This window comes from Phaeobacter italicus, from assembly GCF_001258055.1.
Taxonomy (GTDB): Bacteria; Pseudomonadota; Alphaproteobacteria; order Rhodobacterales; family Rhodobacteraceae; genus Phaeobacter; species Phaeobacter italicus.
In genome coordinates this window covers 144,539-159,171 of record NZ_CVRM01000032.1, presented here as the reverse complement: position 1 = coordinate 159,171, position 14,633 = coordinate 144,539, and the positions used below count along the sequence as shown (strand labels likewise).

16 protein-coding genes are annotated in these 14,633 nt (G+C 56.1%); 8 read left to right on the top strand and 8 right to left on the bottom strand.

The features are described 5' to 3' along the window. Window positions 1–3 precede the first annotated feature (3 nt). Window positions 4–1,068 (bottom strand): heat-inducible transcriptional repressor HrcA, encoded by a 1,065-nt coding sequence (gene hrcA, locus NIT7645_RS14350; RefSeq protein ID WP_037303021.1) that lies wholly within the window; start codon window positions 1,066–1,068, stop codon window positions 4–6. Window positions 1,069–1,223: 155 nt separating this feature from the next. Here hrcA and rph point away from each other — a divergent pair, with 155 nt between their 5' ends. Genes rph through NIT7645_RS14330 form a run of 4 tightly spaced genes read left to right on the top strand, consistent with a single transcriptional unit; the run spans window position 1,224 to window position 4,053 of the window. Beyond that, a complete protein-coding gene (gene rph / locus NIT7645_RS14345; protein WP_050687341.1) occupies window positions 1,224–1,937 on the top strand; it encodes a ribonuclease PH in 714 nt (237 codons plus the stop codon). Then, window positions 1,934–2,548 carry an RdgB/HAM1 family non-canonical purine NTP pyrophosphatase gene (gene rdgB / locus NIT7645_RS14340; RefSeq protein ID WP_050687338.1) on the top strand — a complete coding sequence of 205 codons (615 nt, stop codon included), beginning with the start codon at window positions 1,934–1,936 and terminating at the stop codon, window positions 2,546–2,548. The genes rph and rdgB overlap by 4 nt, the downstream gene beginning before the upstream one ends. After that, on the top strand, window positions 2,541–3,695 hold the full coding sequence (hemW, locus tag NIT7645_RS14335) for a radical SAM family heme chaperone HemW (protein ID WP_050687336.1): 1,155 nt from the start codon (window positions 2,541–2,543) through the stop codon (window positions 3,693–3,695). Before rdgB ends, hemW begins: the two co-directional genes overlap by 8 nt. Window positions 3,696–3,699: 4 nt before the next feature. Further along, entirely contained in the window at window positions 3,700–4,053 is a 354-nt protein-coding gene (locus NIT7645_RS14330) for a YbaN family protein (protein ID WP_008560067.1), read from the top strand. Here the strand turns inward: NIT7645_RS14330 and NIT7645_RS14325 are convergent. From NIT7645_RS14325 to NIT7645_RS14295, 7 genes are all read right to left on the bottom strand, one after another. Continuing rightward, a complete protein-coding gene (locus NIT7645_RS14325; protein WP_037302621.1) occupies window positions 4,043–4,936 on the bottom strand; it encodes a ParB/RepB/Spo0J family partition protein in 894 nt (297 codons plus the stop codon). The genes NIT7645_RS14330 and NIT7645_RS14325 overlap by 11 nt on opposite strands. A 23-nt stretch (window positions 4,937–4,959) precedes the next feature. Then, window positions 4,960–5,769, bottom strand: coding sequence for a ParA family protein (locus NIT7645_RS14320; protein ID WP_046211461.1), 810 nt, complete (start codon window positions 5,767–5,769; stop codon window positions 4,960–4,962). Then, window positions 5,762–6,376, bottom strand: a complete 615-nt coding sequence (gene rsmG, locus NIT7645_RS14315; protein WP_050687335.1) for a 16S rRNA (guanine(527)-N(7))-methyltransferase RsmG — start codon at window positions 6,374–6,376, stop codon at window positions 5,762–5,764. Before rsmG ends, NIT7645_RS14320 begins: the two co-directional genes overlap by 8 nt. Further along, complete coding sequence (gene mnmG / locus NIT7645_RS14310) at window positions 6,376–8,250, bottom strand: tRNA uridine-5-carboxymethylaminomethyl(34) synthesis enzyme MnmG (RefSeq protein ID WP_050687333.1); 1,875 nt, start codon at window positions 8,248–8,250, stop codon at window positions 6,376–6,378. Before mnmG ends, rsmG begins: the two co-directional genes overlap by 1 nt. A 12-nt stretch (window positions 8,251–8,262) precedes the next feature. After that, window positions 8,263–9,549 (bottom strand): tRNA uridine-5-carboxymethylaminomethyl(34) synthesis GTPase MnmE, encoded by a 1,287-nt coding sequence (gene mnmE, locus NIT7645_RS14305; RefSeq protein ID WP_050687331.1) that lies wholly within the window; start codon window positions 9,547–9,549, stop codon window positions 8,263–8,265. Window positions 9,550–9,583: 34 nt separating this feature from the next. Continuing rightward, window positions 9,584–10,855, bottom strand: a complete 1,272-nt coding sequence (gene rho, locus NIT7645_RS14300; RefSeq protein WP_008562590.1) for a transcription termination factor Rho — start codon at window positions 10,853–10,855, stop codon at window positions 9,584–9,586. 132 nt (window positions 10,856–10,987) lie between these two features. Beyond that, window positions 10,988–11,443 carry a CopD family protein gene (locus NIT7645_RS14295; RefSeq protein WP_050687330.1) on the bottom strand — a complete coding sequence of 152 codons (456 nt, stop codon included), beginning with the start codon at window positions 11,441–11,443 and terminating at the stop codon, window positions 10,988–10,990. Window positions 11,444–11,848: 405 nt separating this feature from the next. On the opposite strand from NIT7645_RS14295, the gene NIT7645_RS14290 reads away from it, so the two are divergent. From NIT7645_RS14290 to dnaQ, 4 genes are read left to right on the top strand one after another with little or no spacing between them, the layout of a single operon-like run. After that, window positions 11,849–12,448: a Maf family protein gene (locus NIT7645_RS14290; protein ID WP_046211457.1), complete on the top strand. Its 600-nt coding sequence runs from the start codon at window positions 11,849–11,851 to the stop codon at window positions 12,446–12,448. Continuing rightward, window positions 12,445–13,278, top strand: a complete 834-nt coding sequence (locus NIT7645_RS14285; protein WP_037302620.1) for a shikimate dehydrogenase — start codon at window positions 12,445–12,447, stop codon at window positions 13,276–13,278. The genes NIT7645_RS14290 and NIT7645_RS14285 overlap by 4 nt, the downstream gene beginning before the upstream one ends. Beyond that, entirely contained in the window at window positions 13,275–13,868 is a 594-nt protein-coding gene (gene coaE / locus NIT7645_RS14280; protein WP_050687319.1) for a dephospho-CoA kinase, read from the top strand. The genes NIT7645_RS14285 and coaE overlap by 4 nt, the downstream gene beginning before the upstream one ends. Then, on the top strand, window positions 13,861–14,595 hold the full coding sequence (gene dnaQ / locus NIT7645_RS14275) for a DNA polymerase III subunit epsilon (RefSeq protein ID WP_008562630.1): 735 nt from the start codon (window positions 13,861–13,863) through the stop codon (window positions 14,593–14,595). The genes coaE and dnaQ overlap by 8 nt, the downstream gene beginning before the upstream one ends. Window positions 14,596–14,633 lie beyond the last annotated feature (38 nt).

Sequence of the window (14,633 nt, the reverse complement as noted above, 5' to 3'; positions counted from 1 at the left end):
CCTCTAACTCCGGTCGGAAAGCAGCTTCCCGACCAGTTGCGCCGTATAGTCCACAATCGGCACGATCCGGCCGTAATTCAGGCGGGTCGGGCCAATCACGCCCACCGCACCAATGATCTTTCGATCCGCGTTCATATAGGGAGAGACCACCAAAGAGGAACCCGAAAGTGAAAAAAGTTTGTTCTCTGAGCCGATAAAAATGCGCACACCTTCGCCATCTTCGGTCAGCTGAAGAAACTCTTCGATATCCCGCTTGCGTTCCAGATCATCAAACAGGTTCCGGATGCGGTCCAACTCTTCTGCGGCGCCTGCTTCGGCAAGCAGATTCGCCCGTCCCCGCACGATCAGACGCGCAGCATCTGTTCCCTCATCCTCCCAAGCGGCAAGACCACTCTCGATCATTTCACGGGCAAGGCCGTCGATCTGCTGCTGGCGCGCCTTGATTTCTTCCTGAATGACGCCGCGCACATCGCTGAGGGTGCGACCCTCGATCAGCGCATTCAGAAAGTTCGCTGCCTCACGCATAGAGCTGGGCGTCTGACCTGGTGGCGGCTTGAACAGCCGGTTTTCCACGTGGCCGTCGGAAAACACCAGGACGACCAGCGCCCGATCGTGGCCCAGGGTGACGAACTCGATATGCCGGATCTCAGCCTCGTGCTTCGGGGTCAGAACGAGGGAGGCGCCCTGTGTCACGCCCGACAAGGCAGCGCCGACGCGATCCAACATGCTGCCGACACCAGACGTATTTCCGCCCATCGTCTCGTCTATTTTCTGGCGGTCCTGCACGTTCAGATCGCCGACCTCAAGCAAGCCGTCCACGAACATCCGCAGCCCCATCTGCGTTGGCACGCGGCCGGCGCTGGTATGGGGACTGTTCAACAGGCCAAGATACTCCAGATCCTGCATCACATTGCGCACGGTTGCTGCGCTCACCTTCTCGTTCAGGGAACGTGTCAGCGTACGGCTGCCAACCGGGTCGCCATTTTCCAGATAGGACTCAACAACCGCGCGAAACACATCCCGCGAGCGGTCATTCAGGTCCTTGAGGATATCGGTCGTGTTGCTCATCGGCCTATATTTGTGGTCATCCGTCAGGTTCTGCAAGGGATCACGTCCCGCCCCGTTCCCCGTCATTAAAGAGCGCAGGACCAAAAGGTCAATCTTGCTTGCATCGCCATCCCTGCGGACGCTATCCCGATGGGTAAGCAAACAAAGGATGACCAATGCGACCCTCTGGACGAGATCTGAACCAAATGCGCGCCGTTTCCATCGAAACAGGCTTCACCAAACACGCCGAGGGATCCTGTCTGATCAAGATGGGTGACACCCACGTTCTGTGTACCGCCACCATCGAAGATCGTGTCCCCCCCTTTATCAAGGGCACCGGCCTTAGCTGGGTCACCGCAGAATATGGCATGCTGCCGCGCGCAACCAACACCCGCATGCGCCGCGAGGCCGCGATGGGCAAACAAGGTGGGCGCACCGTGGAAATTCAGCGCCTGATCGGCCGTGCCCTGCGTGCGGGAGTTGACCGTGTCGCCCTTGGTGAACGTCAGATCAGCATCGACTGTGATGTTCTGCAGGCCGACGGCGGCACCCGTTGTGCGTCGATCACTGGTGGTTGGGTTGCGCTGCGCCTTGCGGTGAACAAACTGATGAAAGCCGGCGACGTGACGATCGATCCGCTGGTTGATCCGGTTGCCGCTGTCTCTTGCGGAATCTACGCCGGCCAGCCAGTTCTTGATCTCGACTATCCTGAAGACTCCGAAGCGGGGGTTGATGGAAACTTCATCATGACGGGATCGGGCAAACTGATCGAAGTCCAGATGTCTGCAGAAGGCTCTGTCTTCAGCCGCGATCAGATGAACGAACTGATGGATCTGGCAACCAAAGGAACCGCCGAACTGGCCGAAATCCAGAAGGCCGCGTGCGCATGACCCGCAAGTTTGAGGGAGACCGGCTGCTGGTCGCGACCCACAACAAGGGCAAACTGGAGGAGATGACTCATCTCCTCCAACCCTTTGGAGTGACGGTTGTTGGTGCCGGTGAAATGAACCTGCCCGAGCCAGAAGAAACCGAAGATACCTTTGTCGGCAACGCACGTATCAAGGCCCACGCAGCGGCAAAGGCAACCGGACTGCCGGCCCTGTCGGATGACTCTGGCATCACCATAGATGCCCTGGATGGCGCCCCCGGCGTCTATACTGCTGACTGGGCAGAAACGGGCAATGGTCGGGATTTCATGATGGCCATGACCCGCGCCCATACCGAGCTTGAAGCCAAGAACGCGCCCTACCCGCGCCACGCACAATTTCGCTGTACGCTCGTCCTTGCGTGGCCCGATGGCCATGACGAAGTGTTCGAAGGCGTGATGCCCGGGCAGCTTGTTTGGCCCATTCGCGGAAAAGATGGGTTTGGCTACGATCCGATGTTCCAGCCCGACGGTCACGAACAGACCTGCGCGGAAATGGATCGCTGGGAAAAGAACAAGATCAGCCACCGTGGTCAGGCAGTGGCAAAATTCGTCGAGGCCTGTTTCGGTGGATGATTGGCGCAACGGGGGATTTGGGCTGTATGTGCACTGGCCGTTTTGTCAGGCCAAATGCCCCTATTGCGATTTCAATAGCCACGTCACAGCCCGGATAGACCAGACAAAATGGGCCGAAGCTTACCGCCGGGAACTGCTCCGTGCCGCACCCCAGCTGTCTGGCCGGGTGCTGAACACGATTTTCTTTGGCGGTGGCACCCCTTCCCTCATGCATCCCGACACAGTTGCGACTGTCATCGACGCTGCACGGGAAATATGGCCTTTTTCCAATGACATAGAGATATCACTTGAAGCAAATCCGACCTCTGTCGAGGCTGGTCGCTTTGTGGGTTATCGGGATGCCGGCGTAAACCGGATCTCTATGGGTGTTCAGGCCTTGAACGATGAAGATCTGCGCCGACTGGGCCGAATGCACAGTGTCTCAGAGGCGCGCGCAGCCTTTGATGTGGCTCGAAACTGCTTTGATAGGGTCAGTTTTGACCTGATTTACGCCCGCCAGGGTCAGACGATCGAGACCTGGAAAGCTGAGCTAAATGATGCCCTTTCGATGGCGATTGATCATCTGTCCCTGTATCAACTGACAATCGAAGCTGGCACCGCCTTTGGAGATCGCTACGAACGCGGCACCCTGCGGGATCTGCCAAGCGACGACAATGCAGCAGACATGTATCTGGCGACGCAAGAGATCTGCGAAGCACATGGCCTCCCTGCTTATGAAGTTTCCAACCATGCACGTCCCGGCGCGGAATCTCGCCACAACCTGATCTACTGGCGATATGGTGATTACCTCGGGGTCGGTCCCGGCGCCCACGGCCGTCTGACCCTGGGCGGAGACCGCTACGCGACCGAAACCTACCTCCAACCCGGCGCCTGGATGGAGGCTGTCATCTCGGGGAGTGGCGAGGCACAGCGCACCCTGCTGTCAAAGGACGATGCCAGCGCCGAATTCCTAATGATGGGGATGCGACTGGTTGAAGGACTGGATATGGGTCGTTACCGCAATATATCGGGTAAAGACCTACCTGCAGACCGAATTGCACATCTGGTGGACCTCGGGATGGTCGAAACACGCGACGACCGATTGATTGCAACAGATGATGGTCGGGCCGTTCTGAACGCGATCCTGCGCGAGTTGTTGGTGGAGTAGCCTCATGCGATACCTTTATGCCAGCCTCGGCCTGCTATGCGTTGGTCTAGCATTGCTTGGTATCGCTCTACCTCTCTTGCCAACTGTCCCTTTCCTTCTGCTGGCCAGCTTCTTTTTTGCAAAATCATCCGAGCGGATGCATAACTGGCTGATCAGCCACGCTATATTTGGCCCCATGATCCTGGATTGGCGCGAACACGGCGCCATTCGACCGGCCGCAAAAAAGGCGGCAACTGCATCAGTCGCCGCCGTATTCATGATCTCAGTTCTTTTCGGAGCCCCCAGCCACGTGCTGGTTATCCAGCTTGTGGTTCTTGGGGGTGTCATGGTTTTTATCTGGACCCGGCCTAACGGCTAAGACGTCCGCAAAGATCGTCCAGTTCATCCAAAGTCGAATAGCTGATCGTGACTGTGCCGCTTTCCCCGCCAGCGCGGTGGTCAATCGACACCTTCATCCGCAAAGCAGCAGAGAGGTCACCCTCCAGCGCCCTGGTGTCGGCGTCCTTTTCCGCCGGCTTTTTGGCAGACCGCGCCTGCGCTGTCTGAAGGCCCGCTGCGTCCTTCTTCACCAGCGCCTCGGTCGCACGCACAGACAGCCCGCCCTTGACGATCTTTTTCGCAAGATCGGACGCATTATCAGAAGTGATGAGGGCACGTGCGTGGCCGGCTGACAGCTTACGTTCCTGGACCAGTGTCTGAACATCATCCGGAAGATGCAGAAGGCGAACCAAGTTTGCGATGTGACTACGGCTCTTCCCAAGGGCTTCTGCCATTTTTTCTTGGGTGTGGCCAAACTTGTCCATCAGCTGCTTGTAACTCTGCGCTTCCTCCATAGCGTTCAAGTCAGACCGCTGAATGTTTTCGATGATGGCAACTTCCATCATCTCTACATCAGAATAGTCACGAATAATAACGGGGACTTCGTGCAGTTGCGCGCCCTGGGCGGCACGCCAGCGGCGTTCACCTGCAACGATCTCATACTGCCCACCAGGACGTGGACGGACGATCAGAGGCTGCAACACCCCCTTTTCCCGAATAGAGGCCGTCAGATCGTCCAGGTCTTCCTGCAAGAACTGGCGACGCGGCTGATCCGGGTTCGCGATAACTTTTTCAATTGGCACCAGAACTTCGGTGCTTCGGTTTGCCTGTTTTTCTGTGCTGACAGGTTCCGGGTTCACATCGGCCATTAGAGCTGACAAGCCTCTTCCCAATCCTCGGGGTTTGTTTTTCTTATCGGACATTACTGCGCCTCCAGATGCTGCTGTTAGGCTGCGAGTTTCTGATGTCTCGCAATCAGTTCTTCTGCCAGGGCACGATATGCATTCGCCCCCAGAGAGTTTGTGTCGTAGTTCAACACAGGCAAAGCGTATGAAGGCGCTTCGCTCACCCGCACATTGCGCGGGATCTTTGTTTCGAACACCAGCTCACCCAAATGGCTGCGGGCGTCCTGCTCAACCTGTTGGGACAGATTGTTCCGGCGATCAAACATCGTCAGAACAATCCCCTCAATTCGAAGGTTGGGGTTGGCTGTCTGCCGGACTTCGCGAATGGTCAGCATTAGCTGAGACACCCCTTCCAGTGCAAAAAACTCGCTTTGCAGCGGGACCAGAACGGAATGGGACGCGACCATCGCATTGACAGTCAGGAGGTTCAGAGAAGGCGGGCAATCGATCAGGACATAATCCCAGTCGTATTCGTCCATTGCAGGCTGACGCAGCGCATCGTGCAAAAGAAAGCTGCGCTTTTCATTGCTGAAGAGTTCAATATCAGCCGAGCTCAGATCGACGGTTGCCGGAATAATGCACAGGTCTTCAATTTCGGTCTCGCGAATGACATCTTGAAGAGCCACATCGCCAATCAGCAGATCATAGGTTGTGTTGGCGCGGTCGTTCGCCTCGATCCCCAAACCGGTAGAGGCATTCCCCTGCGGGTCCAGATCAACGACAAGTACGCGATATCCCAATTCAACCAGGCCAGCTGCAAGATTGATCGCGGTTGTTGTCTTTCCAACGCCACCTTTTTGGTTGGCAACTGCGATAATGCGAGGCCCAGTTGGCCGAGACAGATCAGACACGCGCTACTCCCTCAATCTTCAGAACAACCGCATCGGGTTCAGTCCAACTATTAGTGGATTCCAGCTCGAAACGCCATTGGCTCCTTGCGTTATCCACTTCTTTTTTCCACTGAACCCCTTTTGAAAACAGCGCGATACCATCCTTGGACAGATGTCTTTCTGCAAATTCCAACAGCAGACTAAGATCAGCAAGGGCACGGGCTGATAGAACCCCAGCACCCATCGGCGCAACCTTCTCAATCCGGTCGGAAATCACCCTGCCCTTAACCCCGCATTCGCGCAACGCGGTCCGAAGAAACGCACATTTTCGCTGATCGCTTTCAATGAGCGTCACTTGGCAGTCCGGCGCCTTTTCCGCAGCAATGATCGCGACAACGACACCAGGAAAGCCACCTCCACTGCCGATATCCACCCATGTCTCTGGGAAGGTAACCAGATCGCACACCTGGACAGAATCCACGATGTGGCGCTCCCATACGTCCTCAAGCGTGCTTTTCGCCACCAAGTTGATCTTGGGGGACCACTTCTGAACCAGAGATTCGTAGTGCTTCAGGCGGTCGTATGTTTCACGTGAAACATCCACACCCGCGATTTCAACTCGGTCCATTATGCAGTCTTCTCCTGACCCGCTGATGTACGCTTTCGCAAGCGGGCCAAAATCAAGGCCAAAGCCGCGGGGGTCATCCCATCAACCCGGCCTGCCTGAGCAAGCGTTTCGGGTCGAGCGCGTTCCAGCTTTCCTTTGAGTTCATTGGAAAGCCCCTCAAAATCATAAGAAAAGTCGCGCGGAATGTGGTGCCCCTCATCGCGCTTCAACGCCTCAATCTCGCGTTTCTGCCGGGTGATATAGTTGGCATAAAGCGCATCGCGTTCCAATTGGCGGCGAATGGGATCTTCACAGGTCGTCAACTCAGGCAGCAGCGGGAGAATGCCGTCAAATCCCACATCGGGGAACGCAAGGACATCGGTCGCAGTACGCTTATTTCCATCTTGGTTGACGGCAATACCTGCTGCATTCACTTCCTTGGGTGTGAATGTCCGAGCATCCATTACCGCGCGCGCAGCATCGAGTTTCTCCATTTTCTCAGAAAACTCCACCTTCCGCTGCTCTCCGACACATCCAATCTCGATGCCCAGTCCGGTCAGCCGTTGATCGGCATTGTCGGCACGCAGTGATAGCCTGAACTCGGCGCGCGAGGTGAACATGCGATAGGGTTCGGTCACGCCATTGGTCGTGAGGTCATCGATCATAACGCCAATATAGCTCTCCGACCTGCTGAAAGTCAGAGCCTCCTCCCCCTTCGCAAAGCGCGCGGCGTTCAAGCCAGCCACCAAACCCTGGGCGGCTGCTTCCTCATATCCTGTTGTCCCATTGATCTGGCCCGCAAGATATAGACCGGTATGGGATTTCAAGCCAAGGTCGAGCCCCAGTGCCCGCGGGTCGACGTAATCATACTCAATCGCATAGCCCGGCTGCAGGATCTCGGCCTTTTCAAGCCCAAAGATGGAATGGACATATGCCTCCTGAATTTCAACGGGAAGACTGGTAGAGATACCGTTCGGATAAACCGTGTGGTCATCGGCTCCCTCGGGCTCCAGAAAGATTTGGTGGCTTGTCTTATCCGCAAAACGGACAACCTTATCCTCGATCGATGGACAGTAGCGCGGACCTACCCCTTCAATATGGCCGCCATACATCGCCGATCGCTCAAGATTCTGGCGGATGATCTCGTGGGTTTTTTCATTCGTATGCGTGATTCCGCAGTCGACCTGGGGTGCGTACAGCTGGTTGGTCATAAAGCTGAAGAACGTCGGTTCATCATCGCCCGGTTGCGCGTCCAGCTGGTCCCACGCGATTGTGCGCCCATCAAGCCTGGGTGGCGTGCCTGTTTTCAGCCTGCCCAAGGGCAGCTCGAAGCTGTCCAATCTCTCCGCGAGACGGACCGAAGGCTTGTCGCCCATGCGCCCACCGGGCTTGGACACATCGCCGATATGAATGACCCCGCGAAGGAAGGTCCCTGAAGTCAGGATGACCGACTTCGCCGATATCTCGCTATCATCGGCCAGGCGAACACCATGGATGGTAGACTCGGTGATGAGGAAATCGACAACCTCTCCCGCAACAATGTCGAGGTTCTCCTGCGCTTCGGTCTCGGCAAGCATTTCTCTGCGATAGATCTTTCGATCAGATTGGGCGCGAGGGCCTTGCACGGCAGGGCCTTTACGACGGTTCAAAAGCCGAAACTGAATGCCGGCTTTATCCGCTACTCGACCCATCACACCGTCGAGTGCATCAATTTCCCGGACCAGATGCCCTTTACCCAATCCACCGATCGCAGGATTGCAGGACATCACACCGATGCCGTCCTTGGTTAGGGTGACCAGTGCAGTCCGCGCACCCATTCGGGCGGAGGCGTGTGCTGCCTCAGTTCCAGCGTGACCGCCGCCGACAACAATGACGTCGTAGTTCGGATGTTTCACGTGAAACACTCCTTATTTTCCCAAACAGAAACTCGAGAAGATCTCATCCAGGAGGTTCTCTACCCCCACCCGTCCGACCAACATTTCAAGCGATCTAATGGCGGAACGCATATCTTCTGCTGCTATATCATAGAACTCAGGTCCGCGTTTCAAGATTTCCTGAGCTGACATCAACCGGTCAGAGGCCGCCTTCATCGCATCGCGATGTCGTGCGCGTGTCGCAATTCCAGCTTTCCCAGCTCGGTCCTTGAGAATACGCCCGATTTCCCTGACCAGATCGTCCACCCCCTGCCCGGTTTTTCCGGAAATCGCACCCGGTACACCAGAGAGAAGATCGGCTTTCGGCTTCAACATGATATCCTGCTCCCGTATCGGAAGGTCGATATCGTTCCGGTCTTCCGCGAGGAATACACGGAGATCTGCGGTTTCTGCACGCTTTTTGGCCAACTCAATACCGATACCTTCAACATGGTCATCGGTTTCTCGCAGGCCGGCAGTATCCAGCAAGGTCACCGGCAAACCCGCAAGGTCCATGCGCACTTCGATCACATCGCGGGTGGTGCCGGCATATTCCGAAGTAATCGCGGCCTCGCGGCCGGCCAGAGCGTTAAGCAGCGTGGATTTACCTACGTTGGGCGCGCCAACAATCGCGACCTCAAAACCGCTTCGAATCCGTTCAGCGATCTGAACACCTGTGATCTGAGGTTGAAGATCAGAAACCACGCCGGCCAAGAGCGCCGTGACTTCATCGGTCACATCTACTGGCACTTCTTCATCGGCAAAGTCGATTGTCACTTCAATCAAGGAAGCGGCGCGGATCAGATCAACGCGCCAACGCTCGGCTAGCGCCCCCAACCCGCCGGCAAGGACAGTTTGTGCCTGAATGCGTTGGGCCTCGGTCTCTGCATCGATGAGGTCAGCGAGGGCTTCGACCTGTGACAGGTCGAGCTTTCCGTTCTCCAATGCCCGGCGCGTGAACTCACCTGGATCTGCAAGGCGCACCCCGTCAAATTCAGCCAACAACGCGAGCATTGCACTTACGACAGATGTGCTGCCATGTACTTGAAATTCAACAGTATCTTCGCCGGTAAAGCTGTTCGGACCTGAAAAGGTAAGAACAAGAGCTTCGTCAATGCGCTCGCCAGATTGATCCGACAAAACGCGCAATGCGCGGCCGGCGGTCGGGAGGTCGCCACCGCTGATTTTCGAAGCTGTCGGTAGCGCCTGAGGACCGGACAGCCGAATGACAGAAACGCCGGCCTTCCCTTGGGCGGAGGCCAGCGCAAAAATCGTGTCCATAAGATGACCTTCCTTTCGTGCCGGCCCGTCTGATTTAGGTATTCATGGAGTCGAAGAACTCAGAATTTGTCTTTGTTTGCTTCAACTTAGACAACAGGAACTCGATCGCGTCTGTGGTGCCCATCGGGTTGAGGATACGGCGCAGGACAAATGTCTTGGCCAGATCACCCTTATCGACCAGCAAGTCTTCTTTCCGGGTACCGGACTTGAGGATGTCGATGGCCGGGAACACGCGTTTGTCGGCAATCTTGCGATCCAGCACGATCTCGGAGTTACCGGTGCCTTTGAATTCCTCAAAGATCACCTCATCCATGCGCGAGCCTGTGTCGATCAGTGCGGTTGCGATGATCGTCAGTGAGCCGCCTTCCTCGATATTCCGGGCCGCACCAAAGAAACGCTTGGGGCGTTGCAGCGCATTGGCGTCAACACCACCGGTCAGAACCTTACCCGAGGATGGGACAACAGTGTTGAAGGCCCTACCAAGTCTTGTGATCGAGTCGAGAAGGATCACAACATCTCGTTTATGTTCAACCAGACGCTTTGCTTTTTCGATCACCATCTCGGACACGGCAACGTGGCGGGTGGCCGGTTCGTCAAAGGTAGAGGACACGACCTCCCCCTTTACCGAACGCTGCATATCGGTCACCTCTTCCGGGCGTTCATCGATCAGCAGAACAATCAGATAGCACTCTGGGTGGTTCTTTTCGATCGAATTGGCGATGTTCTGAAGGATGACGGTTTTACCAGTCCGCGGCGGCGCCACGATGAGCGAACGCTGACCTTTGCCGATTGGTGCCACCAGGTCGATCACACGGGCGGAACGGTCCTTGATGGTAGGATCTTCGATCTCCATCTTCAGGCGCTCATCCGGGTAAAGCGGTGTCAGGTTGTCGAATGCAATCTTGTGACGTGCTTTCTCCGGATCCTCAAAGTTGATCTTGGTCACGTTTGTCAGGGCAAAGTAACGCTCTGTCTCCAGCGGCGCCTTGATCTGCCCCTCAACCGTGTCACCGGTCCGCAGCGAATACTGGCGGATCATTTCGGGAGAGACATAAATATCGTCCGGACCCGGCAGATAGTTTGCTTCGGGCGAGCGCAGAAAGCCAAAACCGTCCTGCAGCACCTCAAGCACACCGTCGCCACCAATGTCCCAGCCTTCATCTGCGCGTTCACGCAAGATCTGGAACATCATTTCGCCTTTGCGCATGGTCGAGGCGTTTTCGATTTCCAGCTCTTCGGCCATAGCCAGGAGCGCCTTTGGGCTCTTCGCCTTCAGGTCAGACAGGTTCAGGGATTGTTCGGTCATAAATATACGGCCTTTTTCCTTCCCGCAGGATGGGGGAAGAGCTGTGACATATAATAAGGAAGATACGGAATCCCGGACGGGCCCGTTTGAGTCGATATGTAGTCGCTCACTTCTTCTGAGTCAAATCCGCACTCAGAACTTGAAGATGACCGAAATAACGATGACCACCATCAGCAACGTCGGGACTTCGTTCATCATCCGATAGCGTCGACCGGTTCGTGTATTCTCACCCGCTGCAAACTCTCTGTGACGGGCGAGAAGCCAGTGTTGGAACCAGGTCATGCCAAGAACGCTCAGACCCTTGCTCCAGGGCCACAGAGAGCTCCAGTCGACGATACCAGGGGTCAGAACCATAATCACCCCTGCCAGCCAGCTTACAATCATCGCTGGGCGCATGATGATGCGCAGCAGCTTCTCCTCCATCATGACAAAGATGGGGAGACTGTCAGGGACCTTCTGCGCCTGTTCCACGTGATAGACAAAGAGACGTGGCAGATAGAACAGACCTGCCATCCAACTGATCACCGCCATGATGTGCAGTGATTTGGCATATGGGTAAATTTCAAAGAGCAGGTCAGTCAGATCCATGGCTTTGCCTCTCGGTTCCCTCTCTCCCCTTAAAATAAAGGATTTTAAAAGGATGATGTTTTAGTAGAGCACCTGTTTTTCCGTGGATAAGTGACTCTTCCACTGGCTTATCCTCACTGTGGGAAACTTTCCAGCTTTACCCCCAAAACAAGATGCCCCTTGGCGTTGAGGTCATAAAAACAAGGAAAAAACACTGTGTTTTATTTGCGTTTTATTCGGGGATAACCTTGGGGTGAACTTGGGGTAAGTGACATATCCACTGATGAGAAGTTATCCCTATCCTCTCAGGGCGAATCTGCCGGCAAGCAAACCGAGATTTCAGACTTCTCCCCGGCTTGCGATATGGCGGAAATTTCATACAAACCATCCTGAGAACATCTTACTCTTGCCCACGGGGTTTTCCACATGGCTACCCACATCCTATTGGCTTCAGGTTCACAGATCCGGGCCGCTCTGCTTCGGCAGGCGGGGATACCGTTTGAGGTCTCTGTCGCCCGCATCGACGAGGATGCGATCAAGGCAGCCCTCCTTGCAGAGGAGGCAAGCCCCAGAGATATCGCTGACACATTGGCAGAGGCCAAAGCCCGCAAGGTCAGTTCGAAACATCCAGGCGTGTTGGTCCTGGGATGTGATCAGGTCTTAGACTTTGATGGAAAATTGTTATCAAAACCAAAAGATCCTGACGATGCTTTGCGTCAGCTCAAGGAAATGCGCGGTAAGCGGCACATGCTGTTGTCTGCTGCTGTGATCTATCGCGACGGAGAGCCGATCTGGCGCCATGTCGGTCAGGTTCGCTTGCGGATGCGGGCCAGTTCGGATGCCTATCTGCGCAGTTATGTTGATCGCAACTGGGAGAGCATCCGTCATGCGGTGGGCGGCTATAAACTGGAAGAAGAAGGTGTTCGCCTGTTCACGCAGGTTGATGGCGACTACTTTAATGTCCTGGGGCTGCCGTTGCTGGAGCTCATCAACTATCTCGCCCTTCAGGGAGTAATCGAACAATGAGTGATGCAAAGATCCCTTTGGCTGGAGTGATCGGCAATCCGGTGGCGCATTCCCGTTCGCCCCTGGTACATGGCCATTGGTTGAAGAAGTACGGCATCGCCGGCCACTATGTGCCGCTGCATGTCGAGACCACAGAATTGGAACAAGTGCTGCGCACACTGCCCAAAATGGGATTTGTCGGCGCCAATGTCACCATTCCGCACAAAGAGCAGATCATGGAAATTGCCGATCAGGTTACCGATCGGGCGACATTGATCGGGGCGGCCAATACGCTGATCTTTCGTCCGGATGGTTCGATCCTTGCGGATAATACGGACGGCTATGGCTTCCTTACGAACCTGCATCAATCCGCACCTGACTGGGATCCTGCATCGGGGCCTGCGGTTGTCTTTGGGGCCGGCGGGGCCAGCCGTGCTGTCATTGCCTCCCTGCTCGAAGCGGGGGTGCCTGAGATCCTTCTCAGCAACCGTACCCGCGAACGCGCGGATCAGTTCCGCAACGAATTTGGCTCTCGTATCAAGGTGGTTGATTGGGTGCAGGTCGGCAATGTGGTGGAACAGGCGGCGCTTTTGGTGAACACCACGTCCCTGGGCATGGTTGGCAAACCCCGCTTGCGGGTTCCACTTGATGGTTTGCGCAAGGATACGGTTGTTACCGATCTGGTATACACCCCCCTCAAGACAGAAATGCTGCAATGGGCAGAGGACGTTGGCTGCACAACGGTTGATGGCTTGGGCATGTTGCTGCATCAGGCGGTTCCGGGATTTGAACGCTGGTTCGGCACCCGTCCTGAAGTGGATGACGACACGCGCGAAGCGGCGCTGGCATGAGCTTTTCACTTGGCCTGACCGGGTCCATCGGCATGGGCAAAAGCACGACAGCCACCCTGTTTGCAGAGCAGGGCTGCGCAGTTTGGGATGCGGATGCCGCTGTTCACCGTCTATATGATGTCGGCGGAGCCGCGGTTGAGCCGCTGGCGGCGGCCTTTCCGGATGCGGTGGTCTCGGGCGCGGTAGACCGTGGCCGGCTGCGTCAGGTCGTTGTCGGTGATGCCGCAGCCCTGCCCCGGATCGAGGCGATCGTTCATCCGCTTGTTGCGGCGGATCGCGCGATATTCCGGAAAACTGCAGATCGGCCCGTGCTGGTCTTTGACATCCCACTTCTTTTCGAAACCGGTGGCGACACAGAGATGGACGCTGTTGCCTGTGTGTGGATCGATGCGGAAACGCAGCGTCAGCGGGTTCTGGATCGTGGCACGATGACGGTTGAGCAATTCGAGCAGATCCTGCAAAAACAGATGCCAATAGCGGACAAAAAAGCCCGATCCGACTATCTGATCGAAACCGACACGCCCGAGCACGCCCGAGAACAGGTGCGTGAAATCTTGCGGGACATCGAAAGGCAGATGCAGAATGCGTGAAATCGTACTGGATACAGAAACAACGGGCTTTGATCCGTTTTCAGGCGACCGGATCGTGGAAATTGGTGCGGTTGAACTGCTCAACCACATGCCGACAGGCGAAACCTTTCATGTCTACATCAACCCTGAACGGTCGATGCCGGCGGAAGCGTTTGGCGTTCATGGCATCGGTCCCGATCTGTTGGAGCCGCCGCAACAACCTGCGCCCGGCGCTGTGACGCTGCGGGACAAGCCGGTTTTTGCCAAAGTTGGCAAGGCGTTTGTCGATTTTGTGCGTGATTCCAAGATGATCATTCACAACGCCTCCTTTGACATGAAGTTCTTGAACTACGAGCTGGAGCGCATGGGGCTGGCAGCACTGCCGATGGATCAGGCCGTCGATACGCTGGCAATTGCCCGCAAACGCTTCCCTGGTTCGCCGGCCACGCTTGATGCACTGTGTCGACGGTTCAATATCGACAACAGCAACCGGACATTGCACGGGGCGTTGCTCGACTCTGAGATCCTGGCAGATGTCTATCTGGAGTTGATTGGCGGTCGCCAGCCGGACTTTGGCCTGTCCACCGCCAAGAGCGAAAAATCCAGCACTGTACAGGTTGATGATTGGCGGCCTACTGCCCGGCCAAGCCCCCTGCCCCCGCGGATCACGGAGCAAGAGAAAGAGGCACATGCCGCGTTTGTCGCCAAAATGGGCGAAGGTGCGCTTTGGAATGGGGCCGGCGACTGACGCCAGCGCCGGCAAGGCAAAAGAAAAGCGCCGCTGAT

Bases quoted from the DNA above. Each gene is read 5' to 3' on its own strand.
- hrcA (WP_037303021.1), bottom strand. From the start codon at position 1,068: ATGAGCAACACGACCGATATCCTCAAGGACCTGAATGACCGCTCGCGG.
- rph (WP_050687341.1), top strand. From the start codon at position 1,224: ATGCGACCCTCTGGACGAGATCTGAACCAAATGCGCGCCGTTTCCATC.
- rdgB (WP_050687338.1), top strand. From the start codon at position 1,934: ATGACCCGCAAGTTTGAGGGAGACCGGCTGCTGGTCGCGACCCACAAC.
- NIT7645_RS14330 (WP_008560067.1), top strand. From the start codon at position 3,700: ATGCGATACCTTTATGCCAGCCTCGGCCTGCTATGCGTTGGTCTAGCA.
- NIT7645_RS14325 (WP_037302621.1), bottom strand. From the start codon at position 4,936: ATGTCCGATAAGAAAAACAAACCCCGAGGATTGGGAAGAGGCTTGTCA.
- rsmG (WP_050687335.1), bottom strand. From the start codon at position 6,376: ATGGACCGAGTTGAAATCGCGGGTGTGGATGTTTCACGTGAAACATAC.
- mnmE (WP_050687331.1), bottom strand. From the start codon at position 9,549: ATGGACACGATTTTTGCGCTGGCCTCCGCCCAAGGGAAGGCCGGCGTT.
- rho (WP_008562590.1), bottom strand. From the start codon at position 10,855: ATGACCGAACAATCCCTGAACCTGTCTGACCTGAAGGCGAAGAGCCCA.
- NIT7645_RS14295 (WP_050687330.1), bottom strand. From the start codon at position 11,443: ATGGATCTGACTGACCTGCTCTTTGAAATTTACCCATATGCCAAATCA.
- NIT7645_RS14290 (WP_046211457.1), top strand. From the start codon at position 11,849: ATGGCTACCCACATCCTATTGGCTTCAGGTTCACAGATCCGGGCCGCT.
- NIT7645_RS14285 (WP_037302620.1), top strand. From the start codon at position 12,445: ATGAGTGATGCAAAGATCCCTTTGGCTGGAGTGATCGGCAATCCGGTG.
- coaE (WP_050687319.1), top strand. From the start codon at position 13,275: ATGAGCTTTTCACTTGGCCTGACCGGGTCCATCGGCATGGGCAAAAGC.
- dnaQ (WP_008562630.1), top strand. From the start codon at position 13,861: ATGCGTGAAATCGTACTGGATACAGAAACAACGGGCTTTGATCCGTTT.